The following is an 18,277-nucleotide window of genomic DNA, read 5'->3' as shown; positions in this document are numbered from 1 at the left end:
ATGGAGAACGGCTGGGGATGACTGAGCAAGAAGCATCACAAACAGAGTCAGGTCACGCAAACGACTGCAGTACTGCCAGCGTTCGAGCACAACTCACAGTGCAGTTCATTGCCGGGGCAGTGTTGTTCGCGCGTGAGGCTCAGGGCATAGAAGCTCTGGATAGACCGACTCCAGAGCTAGAAATTAAGCACATGGCCTTGGTCGTCGGTGCCATCACCCAATCAGCGGGTGCAATTGAAGCCCAACTGTGGGAGGTTATTGAGTATGCATCGTGGACAAAGCTCACGGCCAATCGCCAGTGGGAAGACGTTTCCGCCTGGGAAGTGACGGCTACACAAGCCCAGGAAAATGCACGGAAGGCAAGTCAAAAAGGAAAATCCAGCAAACCTGGAGCGTTAAATGGCTGGACCACTGTGCTCACAGAAGCAGGAGTGCTGACGGCCGGCGAACTGCTCCCGCTGGAAAACGACGTCCGCCTGTTAATTGATCTGCGCAATGAGATCACCCATTTCAAATCAGCCTGGGGTGGGGAAACGAGCGAACGCCGACCCAACCTTCTCCCGCTCTTGCAAGCCAAGAGCTTTCGCCGCCCCCCGTTCAGGGATCCGGGGCTCAGTGCTTACCCTCACTTGATTCTGAGTGCGGACTGCGCGACTTGGGCCTGCAAGACAGCCGCCAATTTTCTAGACGCCGTCGGAGATCTCCTCGATGGCAAAAGCGTGCTCGACGGATTCCGGACTTCCGACACATTCGTGAGCGTTTTGCCGCCGCGCCAACCGCAGAATTGACACCCTAGCTTTGGGGTGTGGCTGTGAACATTTCAAAGCATTCGCGATCGTCGCCTTTGCACTTCCCTCCTATTACTATTTTTTTCGCGTTGCACCACGGATTTGGGATCGCAGTCAGTGGCCTCGGCGGCTAAACTGAAGGAAATGAGATGGCGATGGCCACAGCAATTTTTGACTTCGGAAGGCGACTTGGGGACTACCTCAAGAAGATTGCCCGTTGGTGCCAGTCTGATCGCCTTGCTAGATCTGTTTGGCTGACGATGGCGCCAGTTCTGGGGCTAGCACTCCTTGGGCCTTTTCTTCTAGGTCAAGAGTCCGACAAAATCCGCTATGCCGGGTTGGTTCTGCAGTTGCTTGGAATCTGGACCGTAGCAAAAAATCTGGAAGAAAAGGGCGTCATCTTCAATTTGCCGCGCTTTCGGGAGATGATCCATACTTCAATCGTCGATTTTCCGAAGTGGGGTGCCTCCGAAAAGATCAACTTTGCGACTGGCTCCGCAACTATGGGGATCGAGGCTAACGGGACTGCGTTTCAGTGGCGTGGCTAGCAAGACAAAACGCTCGAGGAACGCGTGGTCGCCCTCATTGGCAATGTTGAAGAGCTCCGGATCCAGCTGGACCAGACCACCCACACTCTCAAGGCAGAGCACGGAAAGCTACAAGCTTCGGTGGCGAAAGATCGCGAAGCAAGAATTCACGAGGAGGCGGAGCTACGGCGCCTGCTAACAGCCCTTGGCGTCTTAGGAATTCATATTGATGCAGCGGGAGTCATCTGGCTCGCCCTCGGCGTCGTGCTGAGCACTACTCCTAGTGAGTTTGCGCATTTCCTCAATTGGGTCTTCTAGGGACAACGTTTAAGCTGGAAGCCGTCTGAATCAACACCGAGTTGCTCAAAAGAACAAAGAGCTGCCTGGAATACTTGGTTGGATACGACTTGGCAGATCCCGCCCTTTAGTGCGCAACTCCATACACACCTCGCAGCAGACTCAGATTGCCGTTTGGTGGCATTCCGATCTGCTCGATGTGCCGCTGCACTGCTGGCGCCGAGCCCGGCGTGAGCTGCCATTTTGACCTTGTACTGAGCCGCTTGCAGCGCCAACCTGGTAAGAGACGCCCTGCACTCCAACCGATCGTGGCGGTTCATGGCCCAGTCGGCACATTACCCTGAGCCGCCCCAATATGGCGTCGGCACCAAAACGCGGTTAGAAAGAAGCATCGGAAGTTTCTGTCAATTCCTGCTCAGAATTGTCTAATGGCCTGATTGCGGCAAGGAAGACACTGTCTTGCTGAATGCAAGCGCCTCTCATGATGAGCGCCGTCGCCTCCTTGCTTCGCATCACAGAGCGGACTTGCGATCTGCACGTCGTTTTGCCCCTGTGCGATGTCGACGAGCCGTGTGTGAAAAGCACATACTGTTTTCCTGCTTTCTGAGCCTCTCGTAATGCCGAAATTGTCCGACTGCTAGCTTCTTCCATACGCTCCCAATAGGGCAACCCATTTCCCCCTTCTTGCGGATGAAAATCAACCTCCACGAGATTCGCCAACTTTCGATACTCAATCCAATTGCGGAATTGATATTTAAAATTGTAGGACATTATAATACCTTTGTTAATTTTTTGACTAAAATTTAGCGCATTCTCACATGACTCCGCTCGGTCGAAGGTGGCGCGCGATGGAAACTTAAATGGCGTTTGCACCGTCCGAAATGCCAGAACACGCAACCAAACAAGCGATTTTCCAGGTCTTTTCATTTGAAACAGAAAAAGCGCGTACGATAACTGCACAGGTCGAAAAGGAATGCGCCCTGAAGTGCGCATTCAACAATCTTCACCTTTTCTGATTCGAAAGTTTACAAGTCTCCAGCAGGAAATTTGCTTCTTTTCTCACGAAGACCGAGTCATCGCCATCGTCAATTTTATATCGACGACTAATGATCCCCAGTTGAACGGCGAGGAACCTGGCGGCTTGGACCCGAGCGACCGCGCTTCAAGTCCAAGTACGCCAAGATACCCCCCAGTTCCCAGAAATTTGTGCCGAAATCGAAATAATCAGGCTTTGGAAACTCTGGATCATAACTAGGGTGATTTTCATTCATCCGGTTGCGTACCGTCGTTCTACTTTTATATCCCAGAAGCTTCGCGACTTCCATGATATCAAGGCGACGCCGCATGTGGAGTGGATCGTGAGGTTTTGACTGATTTTCTTCGGTATTTTGAAACATTTCGCGCCCTTTATCGTTGGCACGACTCGCTCGGGCGCAGCCCGCATGGCCGTCAAACGGCTGAATAATAAATCGGTATATTTTGAATTTGCGTCGGAGCAATGCCACTGACTGCACGAGCCAATTAGGCCAGCAGCACTCCCGTGCGCCCGCTACGGCACCGCAGCTTATGTCGCCACACGGCTTCGTGTGGCTCAGCAAGTCCGTGTTGGGTGGCGGAACTGCCGGAATATGAAGGGGTGACCCGGTGGTGGGTGTACCCATAATCTAAGCCCAAAGAGGGCAGCAGCGTTCGGCGAGGCTGCATATTTAGCACGGCGTGCGGCGACCTGTCCAGCCGTAAGATGCTGGTGCCCAGACGCGCAGATGACTCTCTGCTTAGTTTTATTTTATCCTCAATGCCTCGGCACAGGTCAAGCACTAGCACGCGGTATTGCTGCGGGCACTGCCACGATGGAATCGGCTGCATCGGCGCAACAGATTCGGCCGCACACTTTCTCGACCGCGCACTGCGTTTCTACCCGCCCCGTCACACCAGCGCCATCCGCAAAGTCATCAACCCGCTCATCACGCCGGGAACCGTGCCATTGGCATCACTGCGGCGGGCATGAAAGCCGCTGGATCGTAGAACTGTACGGCATAACTGCCATGCGGCCGCGGAGCGACAATGATCCTGCCTTGCTGTTGCAGGACTGACGTGGCCGCATCCAGATTTTCACGTCGTCTGAGGTTTTTTGGCCCATTTCTCAGAATATCGTTCGCAGCAATGGGCTGAGGTACACCGCCCATCAACTGCATGCGACTCCACAAAAAATTTTCTAGCTCGGACGCCCATTGGACTTGAAGGGGCACCTGCGGTTGTGGTCCGAACAAGCGCAGGGCCTCTTGCGCGAAGAAGAAGACCACTTTGGATGCGGCGAGCATGTGCTGCTCCCTGACGATCCGATCATCCGACTCGACTACGGCTATCGCACCCGCCACCCGGAGGACGTGTTCTGCGCACTTCGAACCAAACGCTGGTAGTGCAGCGAGCCAACGACCGGGGCCGATCCATTGTTCGTAATCAAGAGAACATTGACGCCACACCAATTTAGCTTGGTCCGATAGCTTGAGCCGATCTCGAAGTGGTTCTCCCGCGACGAGCCGATTGCCCGCACGTCGCGCCAACGTCAACAACCGCTCGACCAATGCATTGATGGGCTCGCGCGAAACCTGCCTTGCCGTATTCCAGTCGCGATACCCGGCGGTTGGCATGGGCTCGCAGACGAAAAAGCGCGACATGACACCCGAACCGAAAACGTCGTCCCCTCTGCGCTGAAGAAATTTGCCAAACTGTTGTCCCTGGACCATGGCCAAAATTGACAGCCGAATGGGATCCCTCCCTGAATACGAGCGCTCCATGCGCAAGGATTGTGGTGGGAGTCCGCCCCAAGCTGCGGCGACCTGCGTGGGTTGCCGCCCGACCAACTCGTCCAGCACCCTATAGCCCTCCTCACTCGCGCATAACGCAAACGGACATGCAGTTGCCAAATGTTTTTGCAACGATGGAAGGGTGACATCCTCAAGGATCCAAGTGGGCACCTTCGGTGGCATCGGTTGTCGGACGGCCAATTCCTCGATTTGCAGTTCAATAACAGCGGCAGAGCGTTTCTCATTTAGCGCGCGCCGCAGCTCTTGTCTGAGGTACTCCGCCTTTTCCCGGTGGACGTCGAGCGCAGCAGCGTGCTTCTTGCGTCGCATATCCCCATCGTGGGCAAACTCGTTCTGCAGAGCACGCAACGGTTCCAGGAACGCGTTGATCAGAGGCGTCTTGCTTTGGCCCGAGGGGTAGATCACGATCGTGAACTGGCCCAAGGGGATGTCTCGACCAACGGGCGAAACCACATCGCCAACCGCTTGCGCAACGGCCGCATTTATGCCGAGCACAACCGTAGCTGCAGCCTCGACGGCCACTTGCTCAGCATCGGCCAAGGCTTGAATAGCATGGCGGATGAGGTCGGGCATATCGGTCAGGGGGAACGTCGCCGGACTGCGTTGCAGGGCAAAATCTGTGATCATCATCTTGCTACTCCATCACATTCGAATTCAAGAAAAAATCTCGCTGCTTGGATTCTTTTGTCGCCGAATTGGGCATATCTCCACGCAAAAAAATGCGATTCCCATTGCCGTTTTTTATCTTCGCGTAATAATCACCACGAAATAGTGAATTGATCCCCACCAAACATCGATCGATGCTCCCCTGATCGTCTTCCGCCACAGACTGAACCGGAAATTCTAGAATCGCTTTAAACCGTCTGTGCGGAATCGGCATATTATGCCGAGAGAGAAAATCACCATCACCGCCTGTAACTCCGATCGTCCAATAATTACCGATGCTATTTAAAATCTCGTCCCTGCTGAGTTCGTTATTTGAATGGAAGAAAAATACTGCTCTAACGCAATAAACATCACAATTGGAAAAGTCCAGTTTCATAACCCACCCGAGCAAGCCCTTGAAGATTTTGTGGCGTCGCATTCGACTGACCAAAAGCGAGCGATCTTTAATCAATCGAGCCAAGATATTTGATTTTTCATTCTTGCAGGATTCGTAAGCAGACTTTTTGTAATATAAATCGATCCTGATAACATCAAAATCCTTGTATTTAAAAATTAAGGAATTAACATACTCTCCCACACTTTTAATGTTGGCCTGCACACTTCTGTAATATATTTTTCGGTCGTCGCAATATTTTTTCGATCTACATATTTTTTTAAACTCCTCAAAAACACGGCTCAAATTCAGGCCGTATTCGAGCGTGCATTGGCCATCACGATAGGCATTTAGTGGCCTTAATTCATCAATGAAAGTCATCGTCACGTTAAAAATTGGCGCATAGGCCCTACCATTGCTATTAATTAAGTTGTTTGAAATTAACCTGATGCAATACAAAAAGACTTTTCCGGCAGATGTAATTCGGTAAAACCCCTGCCCTGCACGATCGAATGAATGCACGCACGCCGGTTCTGCAGATGCAACCAGTTCAGTCAGTTTTGACTTGATGGACACTAAACTCGTAGCGATGTTGAATTCGTGGTCAATGACAAGTGCTTCGCCCTCCCTTTCATAATGCAGCGCACGCGCGACAAGAATATCGCCATCCGTTATTTCATGCGTCAAATTAACCATCTCTCCAGTAAAATTTAAATCCCTCGATTCCTTTCTCGTCACGGAGCAGTTCAGTCGAATTACATCGACCCATTTCGCGACACCTAGCGCGGAATATTCGCGCCAAGTTTCCTTCTCCGTTCCGTAATTTCCAATCCAGTACTCCCTACGCGGACTCCAAGCCCGTTTTGCCCTCCCTGTTGCATCGACATCATCGATTTTTCCACCCGATGCATGGCCTGTGAAGCGCAATTTTTCGCAGTCACTTTGGTCGCATTTTGTAATCGAACAAAGACGATCAACCGCGCACAATAAGCAGATGAGTTAATGTTGTAAATAAACATCACCCCATCCACGCTCTGTTGGATTTCTCATAAAACGCACCCACAAAGTGCTCGGCGCGACGGCTGCGCGACCGGGAGCCTGTTGCAAAGTTGGGCTTGGCTGTGGAGAGAAGAACGCACCTGCCCGATCTTCAACCGGCTAGAGCGGCAGCCTGCTCGCGTACCGTCGAGCGACTTCACGATGCGATCCGTACAACGCACTTGGCACAACCATGAAGGGGACATTCTGAACGGGCGCACACGGTCAAAGCCGGTCCAAGAGTCCAGTGCGCAGCGCAATGCGATAGTTCAACTTGCGACGTCTCCTTGAGGAAGCACACGAACCATCGCACGCGGGCACCTCCCTTGCCGTGGCATGGTGATCAACCTGCACGCGGCCGTCCAAGCTTGTTGTCACCCACATTCGGCATTACGCCACGCCCCAGGGTGCGATACGCTCCACGCAGCACCAGTCGGCGGACAAAGTCGACGTCTACCAGATAGCGCGCCGCCACCTGCAACCTCGCGCGCTTGGGCAAGTCATCATGTTCGACCATGCCGATCCCCAGTGCCGTGCCGTAGCGCGCCTTGTGCGCGTTGCAGCTGAAAAAGTCTCCCCTCCCCTGCGTCACCACCTGCCAGAGTTGCCCTGCCGCTTTGGCGAGCGACCCGTCCTGGCGGGACTTTTGCCCGTCGAAAAAGAGCATGACGTGAAAATGCGGACCGCGATGCAAGCCGTACTCGAGCTTCCAAGCAAACCCCACGAGCGATTTGCAGATCGGTAGCCCTTCGAGTTTGCGAAAAAGCGCCTCACGATCGACGATCGCCTGCAGTACCTCCTGGTGTGCCACCTCGGTACTCGCTATTTTCCCTGCATTTTTGTAGGTCAAATCCAAGCGGATAACCAACAATTTCGAATAAACAGCAAAAAGCGCGTCGATATAATCCAGTAAGCTCTTTGAATTCTTCTGCAAACTACGGCGAAGCGCATCAATTTTTCGGTAAAACTCCTCCGACCGGACCCGTTCTCTTAGAAACTTCACACCTTGATTCAACTTGATGACGATCTCTTGAGCATGTTCAAATTTCGAATACTGATCAATGACTGGCTCTCCAAGTAAATCCCGGAAGCATCCCAGGAACACTTCGACATGGGGTTCGAGTTCACAGAACGGAAAAATCTGCGCAACGCGCGGATCCGTGGTGGAGAGCAGAAACCGCAACCGATTTGCCAAGGGTCGATAGGATCGAATGACAAACCCCCAGGTGTCTTGATCGACGCGAAACAGATCGCCTTCAGTTCCGGATAAGAGCTCGACCATCTTGCGCACATTCGTGAGCTGACGGGCAGCATTCCAGATCGACGTCCTCGAAACTGAGTCTGCACCCGCAGTCTCTAAATCTTCCAGCACACCATCGACCACTTGAGACAGCACAGCGCGCTCATGGATCGTCTGCGGAAAATCGTAGAGAGCCCGCGGTAAATTCGCCGCATGGCGTTCGATGTCCTCTTCCAATAAAAACAATTTTGCTCTGAACCCTGGAGAATCAGCGTTCTCCTTTTGTAGAGCATCGTTCTCAACCTGCGTTGATTGCGTAATACCAAGCGTTTGCATCGAGCATCCTTTACATCATGACAGCAGTCGATGTGCTCAATCGTGAGAACATCCTCAGGCTGCGTCTGTTAGAAATAAAAAAATCGCTGCGCTGGATCGATTGAAAAATTTCTGCGAATTTTTCAATCATCCTTGCGATCTGACTTGATGAAGAAAGTCCAACTCGGCCGTTGACCTATTCTTCCTGATTGAATTCCACTTGCGCATGGGCACGCTTCGATCTTTTGATAGAAGCGAATTGGCTCGTAATCTTGATGTATTACGTTATCTGGAGTGCAGACGGGAGATGGAATGGCAACTCTGAAAGCTTGCCCGTCCTAACGCCAAGCAGATCATCGTCATCTTTCTTGAATCAACACCACAGAAACAGAGGCCGGATTTGATCTTATTGATCTTACATATAAGTAATCCTGAATATCAGACATTAGAATAAGCCTTCAAACCTATTGCCTCGCCCCCATCTCACCCTTTATTTCAAGCGTCCTTGGCAAGCAACATTAAAATCGAGTTAGTTCCATAAGATAATCATCAATGCCGTTTAAAAATCACATCTTTGCGCATTACTTTGAAGAGAAAACTCGATCTGAATAATTTTTAATCACACATCATTAAGTAGAGACCCCTTGGCGAATGCAATCCCAAGGCGCTCCCGAGAAATCGGTTTCTTTGCTCAACTCGGAGACTCTCATGCCTCAACCTTTTGATCAGTTTTGCCCTGTCTGTCATTCCCCTAACGTCGAGCGTCGCGCCATCGGTCAACGCACAGGCTGTGTTGCCGGTGGCGTCGCAGGCGCTGCCCTCGGCGCGTCGGGTGCGCTGTCTGGCGCCGAAGCCGGTGCGCTGGTGGGTGCCGTCGGTGGCCCGGTCGGCATTGCGCTCGGCTCGCTTGCCGGTGCGGTGCTCGGCGGTCTGTTCGGTGGCGCAGCCGGGTGCGCTGCAGGCAGCAAGGTCGGCGAAGTCGTCGATCAACGCTACCTGGGCACACACGCCTGTCAGAACTGCGGCCACGCGTTCACGCCTTGATCCAGCGGCTTGCTGGCCTTGCATCCTTTTTGATTTCTGTCATCCCCCTGCCCCGCCTGCTCAACGTGAGCGGCGGGGCATTTTTCTTTCTGGAGATTCACCATGGCTCACGAAATTCACCATATGGCCTACGTCGGCGCCGAACCGTGGCACGGCCTGGGCAACAGGCTCACCCCGCATCAGCCCATCGACGTCTGGCAACACGCTGCTGGGATGGACTGGCAGATCGAAGCGTCACCTGTGCGCTTTTTCAACGGCTCGGCCACCTTGCACAGCTTCCCGGAGCAGCTCGTGCTGCATCGCTCGGATTCGCATGCGCCCTTGGCGGTCGTCAGTTCGCGCTTCCAGGTGGTGCAGCCGCGCGAGATTCTGGAGTTCTACCGGGATCTCACTGAGGTTTCCGGCTTTGCGCTGGAAACTGCAGGCGTTCTCAAAGGCGGCCGGAAGTTCTGGGCGCTAGCCAAGACCGGACAGTCCGCTCTGCTCAAAGGCAACGACCGGGTGAACGGTTACCTGCTTCTGGCCACGGCCTGTGATGGCACGCTGGCGACCACGGCGCAGTTCACCTCAGTTCGTGTTGTGTGCGGCAACACCCTGCACATTGCCCTGGGCGACAACGACGGTGCAGTCAAGGTGTCACACCGCACGGCGTTCGATGCCGATGCGGTCAAGCGTCAACTGGGCATTGCCGTGTCCTCCTGGGACGGCTTCCTCATCCGCATGAAGGCGCTGGCCGAGCGCAAGGTGACAGACAGCCAAGCCGAGGCTTTCGTGAACCGGGTGTTGGGCGCATCAGGTGTGGTGCCGTCCACGGACAAAGCGCTCAAGGCTTTGCTGGAGGCATACCGCGCCGGTCAAGGCGCCGATCTGTCGTCTGCCAAAGGCACTGCGTGGGGACTGGTCAATGCGGTGACTGGCTATGTCGATCACGGCAAACGCGCCCGCAGTGTTGATCACCGGCTGGACTCGGCCTGGTTCGGCCCGGGTGCCCAGCTCAAGCAGGCCGCCTGGAACGAAGCCGTCAAGCTCGTGGCGTGAAGCCATGTGTGTTCTCAATGTCCCGGCAGCGTGCGCCGACCGGGCTCTCTTTGTCTTTGGAGGAATCCATCATGCCTGTGCAACAACGCAGTGTCACGCGCCCGGCCTTGCGCCTGGTGTCGACCAAGGAACTGAGCCGGGACGACTGGCTCGATGTCCGCAAAAAGGGGATCGGCAGCAGCGATGCCGCTGCGGCGGTCGGTTTGAACCCCTATCAAAGCGCGCTCGAACTCTGGCTCATCAAAACCGGCCGGGATGTCGGTTTACCCAAAGTGGCCTTTGAGGATGAGAGCTCGCCGATGTATTGGGGAACGCTACTGGAGCCGATTGTGGCTGCGCACTATGTCAAGCGCACCGGACACAGGGTGCGGCGCATCAACGCGGTACTGCAGCATCCCACCCTGCCCTGGATGCTGGCCAACATCGACCGGGAAGTGCTGGGAAGCACGGAGGTCTCCGTCCTGGAATGCAAGACCGCTGGCATTCATGGCTCGAGGTTGTGGAAAGACGGCGTGCCGGAGTATGTGCAAATTCAGGTGCAACACCAACTGGCCGTGACGGGGAAACTGGCAGCCGATGTGGCTGTGCTTCTGGGAGGTCAGGATTTGCAGGTGCATCGCATTCACCGTGACGAGGCGCTCATCGCCAACCTCATGGAACTGGAAACACGGTTCTGGCGCTACGTGGAGTCGGACACACCTCCGCCTGCTGATGGCTCTGAGTCGGCTGGATTAGCGCTATCGGTTTTGTTTCCTGCGGATGCGGGAACCACGGTCGATCTACGGGGTGACACTGCGCTCAATGGGGTGTTCGAGGACTGGCTGGCAGTACGGGCCAAGCTGGAGCAGCTCGACGTGCAGGAGAGTCAGTGCAAGCACACCCTGCAGCAGGCCATGGGCGAAGCGACCAAGGCGGAGTTCGACGTGGGTGCCGTGAGTTGGAAGAAGGCCAAGGACAGCGTCACGCTGGATACGGTGGCCTTGCTCAACGCCCAGCCGGAACTCTTGTCGCGGTACCCGAAGCACCGACCGGGTTCGCGTCGGTTCGTTTTACTTTGACGGAGAAAATCATGATTGAAGGACTGGCGATCACGCCCCCAGTGCTGGGGCGGATTTCGATTGGCAAGGTGGTGGAAAAGAACGGCAAGCGACTGCCGGAGAAGGACGATGCCTTTACCGTGACCAGCCTTGTGCAACAACGTGAAGGCTGGGTCAATCATCCGCTCGATGCGGTGTTACGCAAGAGTGCAGCGGACACGAAGCTGCGGGCGATTCCGGTGAGGGTGCTGTTTGCCGATCCACACCTGAGTTTCCGGGCGGAGTACACAGCGTTCAACCGGGTCAATGGGCGGCCCGTGTGCTCGGGCGATGGGCGCACGTGCAAGCGGCGCACGCCTGACGGGTTGACCACCCTGCCATGCCCCACGCCGCAGGACTGTGCGTTTGGAGAAGTCAATGGCTGTAAACCGTATGGACGGCTGAATGTGCAGATCGAGGGGCAGGACGATGATCTTGGGAGTTTCATCTTTCGCACCACGGGGTACAACAGCATTCGCACGCTGTCAGCCCGGTTGGCGTACTACCAGGCACTGGCAGGAGACGCGCTGCCGTGTTTGCCGTTGACCTTGAAGCTGCGCGCCAAGAGCACGACGCAAAGCCACAGATCAGCGGTGTACTTCGTGGATCTGGTTGTGCGCGACGGGATGACGCTGGAGGATGCGCTACTCCAAGCGCGGCAGGCGTTGCAGGAGCGATGTGAGGCGGGCTGGGATCAGGAGGCATTGGACAAGGCAGCGGCAGCAGGTCTGGCCAATGGCGCTTTCGAGGATGGCGAGGAGGAAGGCGCGGCGGTGGTGGAGGAGTTCTTCCAAACGGACGTGTCGCCTGGGTCCGCCGGTGGGGAGGTGGCCGCAGCGTCTTCTTTAGGCGCCAAGCTGGCCGCGAAAGCGAGCCCAGGCGGCACACACTAGCGGATACCCCAACCGAGCCAGCGGACGATCCTGCAGTCGCACTGACGCGCTAGGACGCAGACACGGGGATCCCCCGTGTCTGCGCGCCTGTCGTCAAAAAAATACGGAAATCCCCCTAATCAGATGGGAAGGCTCACGCCATCCCGTCGTCCCGATCGCCAACCTGTCGTCGGGTTTTCCTTTTTTCTTTTTTGAGGATTTCCATCATGAGCCAAAAGCCGTTGAAGGTCTATTACTGCCGCAATTGCGGGATGCGCATGCCCTTGTACTACAAGAAGGACGCGCCCTACCGCGATGAAAATTGGACTCACTGTTATCGGTGCCACGGAACCAATCTGGTGTCGCAGGTCGAGGCGTGGGATCCGCGTCGGGAGAACGCGGTCAACGCCATGTGCACGGCAGACACGCTGCCCAAGATGATGCAAAGCGCCAAGCTGATGAATCCGCCCACTGCGATGCCGCAGGCACCCAGATCAGCGCCACCGCAGGCCTGGGGTGAGCAGCAGCCGCGCACGCAAGCACGATCCTCCTCCTGGGGGCAGCCCCAGTCTCAGCGCAGGGAGCCACGCAGCTCTGGCAGCCCGCAGTCGTGGTCGCAGCCGCAGCAGACTGCCCCGCAGCAGTCAAGCGAGCCCGAATGGGATGTGAACATTCCTTGGTGAGGCGGTGGTGTCGTGTTCGAGGCGCACTGCATCTGGGGGTGCCTCGGATTTCTGCGCGGGGACTCGGTCATTCCGATGGGCCCGCGCTTGGAGCATTGAAAGGACAAGATATGGTGAACAAACTGCCGTTCGATCCGGCGCTGCACCTGCGCACGGATGAGGACATTCTGAACTTCTTGACTCAGGCGTTTGCCACGCATGACGCTGGCTTGATTGCGTATGCTCTCGGTGTGGTGATGCGCTTGCGAGGACCGTCCCGAGTGGCTCGGGAATCGGGTTTGTCACGGGAGCAGCTGTACCGCACGCTCAGCGGCAAGGGAAACCCGACCCTGAAAACGATTCTGGCGGTGCTGCGTAGCTTGGGCGTGGATTTGGCGGCGACTGCACCGCGGGACATGGAAGGGGTGGCAGAGGCGGCTGGGGATTGATCGCGATATGGAGGCAATCTGGCTGTTGAGCGCAGACGACTGGTTGACCGACCACAACGAATATCGGCCACACGAATCCCTGGACAGCATGCCGCGGGCGGTGTTCCGACCCAGGGTGTTCAATCAGGAAGTCTCTCATTCTGAGTTGTCCACTTGACGGAGGAGCTTACGAAGGCCGCTCGTGTTCTCGTTGCTGCCGCGCTCCTTAACTTTTTAAATTTGGACTTGTCGCCTCACCCATAAATTGTCCATGGCGTCTCAAGAAATTTCCTGAACAGATCCGGTGCGTAAAGCTCGATCCAAAGATTATCCTTGGTAACCTTCACGGATGAAGACTCAGAAATGGATGGCAAAACGGATGTGATGCACCTGATAGGCTTGGACGGATCAAAACCCCTGCGCACACAGAACGATATAGCAACATATAAGTCATATTCCTCAGAAGAGTCTGGAATTTGCCCGCGTCCAAATTTGTAATAGGTGCTGAATTTATTATTTACACACGAGATGCTTTGGAGCATTTTATGGGTGTCGGCCATGATCTCACGCCCAGTCAGAATCCAGAAATCATCTTCGTGCATGAGCTCGACATCACCATTCAGAACAAGGCCAAAATCATCGCCATTGCGGAACAACTCTTTCTCAGTCATGCAATCTTGTTCGTTCATTTTTATTTCAGTTTAATTGCAAAATAAATAATTTAATTCTTATAATGCCTAGAAATTTAAACAGCCCATTTTCGACGACGCAAACATCAATTCATAACCCCCCTTTAAGCGCGCGCATCTGTTTTTCCACGGCAATATCGAGTTTCTCACCCCTCCCCGGCTCAGCGATCGAGGCTACCGAAGCTCGAAGCTGCGAGACGGATTTAATGGACTTCATGATGCGCCCAATGCAATGCATGGAGTCTTTATAGCCTTGGTCGATCCAAAAGGGAATTTTCTGTGAATCAAAACCTAGAAGGTCTTTGAGAAGGCTATCCCTTGTGATTGCAGATTGGGGCCGAATCTCCATGAATGTTACCTCAGGGAATTCATGGAGACTCCAAAGCGAACCATCCAATAGATGAGTCACGATAACTGTTTGACAACCAACGTCGATCAATGGGCGAACTGGGGTATTGCCCTGCATTTTTTGCCATCCATCTTGAGCGCCAACAGAATAGAGATCACCATTTATTTTTCGCGCTGCAAATAGCAACGGCATTGCGGCGGATGCGAGCAACGCTTCCCTTTGCTTGTTGGCACCGACCGAAAACTGACCCGGTGTATGCCCCTCGCCTTTACGTGCCAGCCAAGAGCATTTCGCTCGCAGCTGAAGCAAGTAGTCTCGACACGCTCGCGTCAAATGCCCGCTTGAAATCCGGGTCAGACGCATAGCGCTTGTAAAGGTCCAGCTCCCGCCTCCGCTCGACGCTGATCGCCTGTTGGATCAGGCGCTCCAGCGCCAACTGTCGGTTCTGGCTATCCGGGTTGTCTTCGACCTGGGCCTTGTAGTCGGCATGGTTCATCACATGCTTGGCGATGTTGATGAACTTCACCCGCTGTTCTTCCGGCGTGGCCTCCCAGCCTGCGAAGTGGCGCTCGTTGAAAGCTCGCACGATCTCATCAAGCGGATCAGCCTCGCCTGGACCAAAATGTGGGCCCCGGACGTTCGGGTTCTGGGGCTCCAGTTCGGTTTCTGATGCATCCAAGCCGATCTTCACCTCAAGGCGAGACCTTTCTAGCCCGTAGGTGGAAAGGTCAACGCTGTTCAGCAGCTCGTCCAGCTTGTCCTGATCCGGGTCTTTCACCTTGAGCTTGGGGATCAGGAATTTCAGGAACCAGTGCAACATTTCCCAGTTCGCGTTGTTGAACGGGATGATGGCCGCAACCTGCGCGTAAATCTTCACAAACTGCTTGGCCTTGATCTTGAAGTCGATGCGCTGCTCGTCGTCGAGGTCGGCATCGAATCGGGCCACCACGGCATCGATGATCGGGTGCAGCTCCTCGGCCTCTGCACTGGCGAAGAACTTCTCGTTGAAGGTCGTCACCTCCGACCAGTCGTAAATGCCGAAGTTATCCAGCACATCCTTGAGGTCGTGCAGCACGTTGACGTTGGTCGGTTCGCTCAGGGTCGTGGCCGTGTAGAACGGGTCGAATGCGGCCTTGATGTCGTCCACCGTGTTGTAGAAGTCGAGCACAAAAGTGTCGGTCTTGCCCAGCTTCCAGTTGCAGCGGTTCAGGCGTGAAAGAGCCTGCACCGCGAGTACCCCTTGCAGCTTCTTATCCACGTACATGGTATGTAACATGGGCTCATCGAAGCCGGTCAGGTATTTGTTGGCGACGACCAGAATCTTGAAATCGTCCTTCTCGAATTCTTCGGGCAAGTCACGGGCGGAAATGCTGTTGAGCCCGTCTTCCGTGTACTTGATGCCATCGACGGTTTTCTCGCCCGAGAAGGCCACCAGCGCTTTGAATGGCGCATTGGCCTCCTGCAGGGCGGTGCGGATGGCGAAGAAGTAGCGAATCGCGCATTCGATGTTGCGCGTGACCACCATAGCCTTGGCCTTGCCTTTGAGCTTCTTGGCCTGCCAGACATTGCTCATGAAGTGATCGACCATGATCTTGGCCTTCACTTCGATGGTGCGCGGACTGGCTTCGACAAAGGCCTTGAGCTTTTTCTGTGCCTTTGCAGTGTCGAAAAGCGGATTGTCTTGCACCGATTTCTGGACCTCGTAGTAGCTCTTGTAGGTCGTGTACTTCTCCAGCACGTCGAGGATGAATTTCTCCTCAATGGCCTGCTTCATGGAGTACAGGTGGAAGGGGTAGAACTTCCCGTCTGGGCCTTGCCGCCCGAACTTCTCCAGCGTGGCCGGTTTCGGGGTGGCAGTGAAGGCAAAGTAGCTGGCGTTCTGGCTCATCTTGCGGCCTTTCATGGCCGCAAGAATCTTGTCCTGCAGGTCTTCCGGCACCTCCTCGTCTTCCGCCCCCAGCGTCATGTTCAGCTTGTCAGAGGCGCTGCCAGACTGCGAAGAATGGGCTTCGTCGATGATCACGGCGAAGTTGCGGTCGGTCAGATCGTCGATCCCGTCCACGATGAACGGGAATTTCTGCACCGTGGTGATGATGATCTTCTTACCCAACTCCAGATGCGCCTTCAGCTCAGCGGCGCTCTCGGCATGGGCGACGATGTTCTTGGTCTCGGAGAAGAGCTTGATATTGTCCTTGAGCTGGGTATCCAGTACCCGGCGATCAGTCACGACGACAACGGAATCGAACACGTTGTCTGTGCCTGCCGCGTCGTACAGCTCCACCAGTTGGTAGGCCAGCCACGTGATCGAGTTGGACTTGCCCGAACCGGCAGAATGGTGGATCAGATAAGTCTGACCAACACCGTAACGCTTGGCGTCGGCCAGAATGCCTCGCACCACGCCCAGCTGGTGATAGCGGGGGAAAACCAGCGCCTTGCGTTCCTTGCCTATCTTCTTGTCCTTCTCGACGGTGAACTTGGCGAACTGCTCGATGATGTTGGTCAGACTGCGGCGCGGGAGGATGCCTTCCCAGAGGTACGCCGTTTTGTGGCCGTTCAGGTTGACCGGGTTGCCCTTGCCGAAGTTGAAGCCCTTGTTGAACGGCAAGAAATTGCTGTCATTTCCGACCAATTGGGCACACATGTAGGCCTCGTCTGGGTCCACCGCAAAGTGGACCAGACAGCGGCCAAATTCAAACAACGGCTCACGCGGGTCGCGGTCGGTACGGTACTGCTTGATGGCGTTGTGGACGTTCTGGCCGGTCCAAGGGTTTTTCAGCTCCAGCGTGGCAATCGCCAAGCCGTTGACGAAGAGCACCATGTCCACCGACTTGAAGGTGTCGGACTCGCTGTAATGCACTTGCCGGGTAACGCTGAAAACGTTTGCCGCAAAGTTGGCAACAACGTCCGGGTTCAGGTCGTTGTAGGGCAGCCGGTAGAGCAGATCGAAGTGGGCATCGTCGATGTCCAGCCCTTTCTTCAGGACAGCCAGCACACTGTCCTTCTTGATCTTCTTGTTCAACCGCTCCAACAGAAGGCGTTGCCAGTTCGGACGATCCTTCAGCTTCGCCAGTTCCTTGGGCTGAGCGGCTTCAAGGAATTGCCAGAAAAGTTTGCTGTCGATGGCAAACTCTCTATCGAAGTCAGCCGGACTGCCAATGCAGTAGCCGTCCTTGGCGAGTGCGTTTTCGATGTGCGTTTCTAGCGCTGCTTCGTTGGTTTGGCTGACCATATGCTCCCCTTTTCAGAATCCAGACCCTGAATCAAAGCCTTGGTTTTTGGAGTCGTTATTTTCACGTGCGGCACTAAGTGCGTTACGCCAAGCCGATAACAGATCGGTTATCGTTCCAGCCAAATGCCTCGCATTCTTGCTATCAGCAAGATATTCGTTTTCCATTACATTCTGAACAACATATAAAACTGCTTTCTTGCTCAATGTCGCTAGCTTCCCTGTGTGGCGGTCGTAGACAATCAACAATGCCTTTGTCGTCAGTTTCTCAATGCCCGAATTGACAATGCTCTGCTCTGCGTCGATGAAACAAGCCAGAGCCAGCGCTAAAGCATCATGTTTAGGTGGATCATTGAGTAGTTGATCAACAGCACTCTTGAGATTCCGTGTTGGGTCTGTAATTGCGGTTTTCCAATTTTGATGTGCGGGCTCAATCGCAGTTACGGCCAGAAGTTGCTGTGCTGCCCCTTTAGGCAAACGACTCAATTCGTCGACGTTATAGCTGTAGAAGACAGGCACTCCTCGGGAGCGCAACTCGACCAATCCACTGTTTTGGTCCGGATTGAGGTCGTTCAAATGGCCTTTCGAGTTGTACTTCACCTCCAAAACCAAGGCCGAAATATTGCTAAGTGCCGCGACAATATCTCCACAGTACTTGTCCAGGTCACGAAAGTTTTGTTCCGTCGACGGAGGGGGATAGCTGACGTAATTGTGCCCACAAGCTGCCACGTACTTTTCAAGGGAGCTATCAATCTGCTTTACCAGCAATGCCTCGCTCTTTTTGAGGTAATCAATTTGCGCTGTTTGGCTCACGTTTCTTC

18 protein-coding genes are annotated in these 18,277 nt (G+C 54.6%); 10 read left to right on the top strand and 8 right to left on the bottom strand.

What is annotated here, in order from left to right; all coding sequences use genetic code 11:
• Positions 1-17: 17 nt before the first annotated feature.
• The 4 genes from CD04_RS0120580 to CD04_RS24275 all read left to right on the top strand — a co-directional run bounded on the left by CD04_RS0120580 (position 18) and on the right by CD04_RS24275 (position 2,628).
• Positions 18-788: a hypothetical protein gene (locus CD04_RS0120580; protein WP_156030355.1), complete on the top strand. Its 771-nt coding sequence runs from the start codon at positions 18-20 to the stop codon at positions 786-788.
• A gap of 155 nt (positions 789-943) precedes the next feature.
• Positions 944-1,336, top strand: coding sequence for a hypothetical protein (locus tag CD04_RS0120575; RefSeq protein ID WP_156030354.1), 393 nt, complete (start codon positions 944-946; stop codon positions 1,334-1,336).
• Positions 1,337-1,360: 24 nt separating this feature from the next.
• Positions 1,361-1,633 carry a hypothetical protein gene (locus CD04_RS0120570; RefSeq protein WP_031410254.1) on the top strand — a complete coding sequence of 91 codons (273 nt, stop codon included), beginning with the start codon at positions 1,361-1,363 and terminating at the stop codon, positions 1,631-1,633.
• 839 nt (positions 1,634-2,472) lie between these two features.
• A complete protein-coding gene (locus CD04_RS24275) occupies positions 2,473-2,628 on the top strand; it encodes a hypothetical protein (protein ID WP_197033178.1) in 156 nt (51 codons plus the stop codon).
• An 87-nt stretch (positions 2,629-2,715) separates the two neighbouring features.
• On the opposite strand, the gene CD04_RS23975 is transcribed toward CD04_RS24275, so the two are convergent.
• From CD04_RS23975 to CD04_RS22835, 4 genes are all read right to left on the bottom strand, one after another.
• Entirely contained in the window at positions 2,716-3,126 is a 411-nt protein-coding gene (locus CD04_RS23975; protein WP_197033177.1) for a hypothetical protein, read from the bottom strand.
• Between the two features lie 450 nt (positions 3,127-3,576).
• Positions 3,577-5,070, bottom strand: coding sequence for a DUF3987 domain-containing protein (locus CD04_RS0120560; RefSeq protein ID WP_031410252.1), 1,494 nt, complete (start codon positions 5,068-5,070; stop codon positions 3,577-3,579).
• Between the two features lie 4 nt (positions 5,071-5,074).
• Positions 5,075-6,406 carry a hypothetical protein gene (locus CD04_RS23970; RefSeq protein ID WP_156030351.1) on the bottom strand — a complete coding sequence of 444 codons (1,332 nt, stop codon included), beginning with the start codon at positions 6,404-6,406 and terminating at the stop codon, positions 5,075-5,077.
• A gap of 454 nt (positions 6,407-6,860) precedes the next feature.
• The gene (locus CD04_RS22835; RefSeq protein ID WP_051849481.1) at positions 6,861-8,093 is read right to left on the bottom strand and encodes an inovirus-type Gp2 protein; all 1,233 of its coding nucleotides are present in this window, start codon (positions 8,091-8,093) and stop codon (positions 6,861-6,863) included.
• A 687-nt stretch (positions 8,094-8,780) separates the two neighbouring features.
• On the opposite strand from CD04_RS22835, the gene CD04_RS0120540 reads away from it, so the two are divergent.
• The 6 genes from CD04_RS0120540 to CD04_RS0120515 all read left to right on the top strand — a co-directional run bounded on the left by CD04_RS0120540 (position 8,781) and on the right by CD04_RS0120515 (position 13,213).
• Positions 8,781-9,116, top strand: coding sequence for a hypothetical protein (locus CD04_RS0120540; protein ID WP_031410246.1), 336 nt, complete (start codon positions 8,781-8,783; stop codon positions 9,114-9,116).
• 102 nt (positions 9,117-9,218) lie between these two features.
• Entirely contained in the window at positions 9,219-10,154 is a 936-nt protein-coding gene (locus tag CD04_RS0120535) for a DUF932 domain-containing protein (protein WP_031410244.1), read from the top strand.
• A gap of 71 nt (positions 10,155-10,225) precedes the next feature.
• Positions 10,226-11,212 carry a YqaJ viral recombinase family protein gene (locus CD04_RS0120530; RefSeq protein ID WP_031410242.1) on the top strand — a complete coding sequence of 329 codons (987 nt, stop codon included), beginning with the start codon at positions 10,226-10,228 and terminating at the stop codon, positions 11,210-11,212.
• A gap of 11 nt (positions 11,213-11,223) precedes the next feature.
• Positions 11,224-12,123: a hypothetical protein gene (locus tag CD04_RS0120525; RefSeq protein WP_031410240.1), complete on the top strand. Its 900-nt coding sequence runs from the start codon at positions 11,224-11,226 to the stop codon at positions 12,121-12,123.
• A gap of 206 nt (positions 12,124-12,329) precedes the next feature.
• Positions 12,330-12,785: a hypothetical protein gene (locus tag CD04_RS0120520; RefSeq protein ID WP_031410239.1), complete on the top strand. Its 456-nt coding sequence runs from the start codon at positions 12,330-12,332 to the stop codon at positions 12,783-12,785.
• A gap of 110 nt (positions 12,786-12,895) precedes the next feature.
• Entirely contained in the window at positions 12,896-13,213 is a 318-nt protein-coding gene (locus tag CD04_RS0120515) for an addiction module antidote protein (protein ID WP_031410237.1), read from the top strand.
• A gap of 233 nt (positions 13,214-13,446) precedes the next feature.
• On the opposite strand, the gene CD04_RS23965 is transcribed toward CD04_RS0120515, so the two are convergent.
• From CD04_RS23965 to CD04_RS0120490, 4 genes are all read right to left on the bottom strand, one after another.
• Positions 13,447-13,863 carry a hypothetical protein gene (locus tag CD04_RS23965; RefSeq protein WP_156030350.1) on the bottom strand — a complete coding sequence of 139 codons (417 nt, stop codon included), beginning with the start codon at positions 13,861-13,863 and terminating at the stop codon, positions 13,447-13,449.
• A 109-nt stretch (positions 13,864-13,972) separates the two neighbouring features.
• Complete coding sequence (locus CD04_RS23960; protein WP_156030349.1) at positions 13,973-14,539, bottom strand: hypothetical protein; 567 nt, start codon at positions 14,537-14,539, stop codon at positions 13,973-13,975.
• Positions 14,499-17,459, bottom strand: a complete 2,961-nt coding sequence (locus tag CD04_RS0120495; RefSeq protein WP_031410233.1) for a type I restriction endonuclease subunit R — start codon at positions 17,457-17,459, stop codon at positions 14,499-14,501. Before CD04_RS0120495 ends, CD04_RS23960 begins: the two co-directional genes overlap by 41 nt.
• 12 nt (positions 17,460-17,471) lie before the next feature.
• Positions 17,472-18,269: a hypothetical protein gene (locus CD04_RS0120490; RefSeq protein WP_031410231.1), complete on the bottom strand. Its 798-nt coding sequence runs from the start codon at positions 18,267-18,269 to the stop codon at positions 17,472-17,474.
• Positions 18,270-18,277: the final 8 nt, after the last annotated feature.

It is taken from the genome of Thiomonas sp. FB-Cd (assembly GCF_000733775.1).
Taxonomy (GTDB): domain Bacteria; phylum Pseudomonadota; class Gammaproteobacteria; order Burkholderiales; family Burkholderiaceae_C; genus Thiomonas_A.
Note: the sequence above shows the minus strand (reverse complement) of the source record. Positions and strands in the feature narration are given on the sequence as shown.

Coding starts and splice junctions, on each gene's coding strand:
- CD04_RS0120495 (WP_031410233.1), bottom strand. CDS start 17,459: ATGGTCAGCCAAACCAACGAAGCAGCGCTAGAAACGCACATCGAAAAC.
- CD04_RS24275 (WP_197033178.1), top strand. CDS start 2,473: ATGGCGTTTGCACCGTCCGAAATGCCAGAACACGCAACCAAACAAGCG.
- CD04_RS0120515 (WP_031410237.1), top strand. CDS start 12,896: ATGGTGAACAAACTGCCGTTCGATCCGGCGCTGCACCTGCGCACGGAT.
- CD04_RS0120560 (WP_031410252.1), bottom strand. CDS start 5,070: ATGATGATCACAGATTTTGCCCTGCAACGCAGTCCGGCGACGTTCCCC.
- CD04_RS0120575 (WP_156030354.1), top strand. CDS start 944: ATGGCCACAGCAATTTTTGACTTCGGAAGGCGACTTGGGGACTACCTC.
- CD04_RS0120525 (WP_031410240.1), top strand. CDS start 11,224: ATGATTGAAGGACTGGCGATCACGCCCCCAGTGCTGGGGCGGATTTCG.
- CD04_RS0120530 (WP_031410242.1), top strand. CDS start 10,226: ATGCCTGTGCAACAACGCAGTGTCACGCGCCCGGCCTTGCGCCTGGTG.
- CD04_RS0120535 (WP_031410244.1), top strand. CDS start 9,219: ATGGCTCACGAAATTCACCATATGGCCTACGTCGGCGCCGAACCGTGG.
- CD04_RS23965 (WP_156030350.1), bottom strand. CDS start 13,863: ATGACTGAGAAAGAGTTGTTCCGCAATGGCGATGATTTTGGCCTTGTT.
- CD04_RS0120580 (WP_156030355.1), top strand. CDS start 18: ATGACTGAGCAAGAAGCATCACAAACAGAGTCAGGTCACGCAAACGAC.
- CD04_RS22835 (WP_051849481.1), bottom strand. CDS start 8,093: ATGCAAACGCTTGGTATTACGCAATCAACGCAGGTTGAGAACGATGCT.
- CD04_RS0120520 (WP_031410239.1), top strand. CDS start 12,330: ATGAGCCAAAAGCCGTTGAAGGTCTATTACTGCCGCAATTGCGGGATG.
- CD04_RS0120540 (WP_031410246.1), top strand. CDS start 8,781: ATGCCTCAACCTTTTGATCAGTTTTGCCCTGTCTGTCATTCCCCTAAC.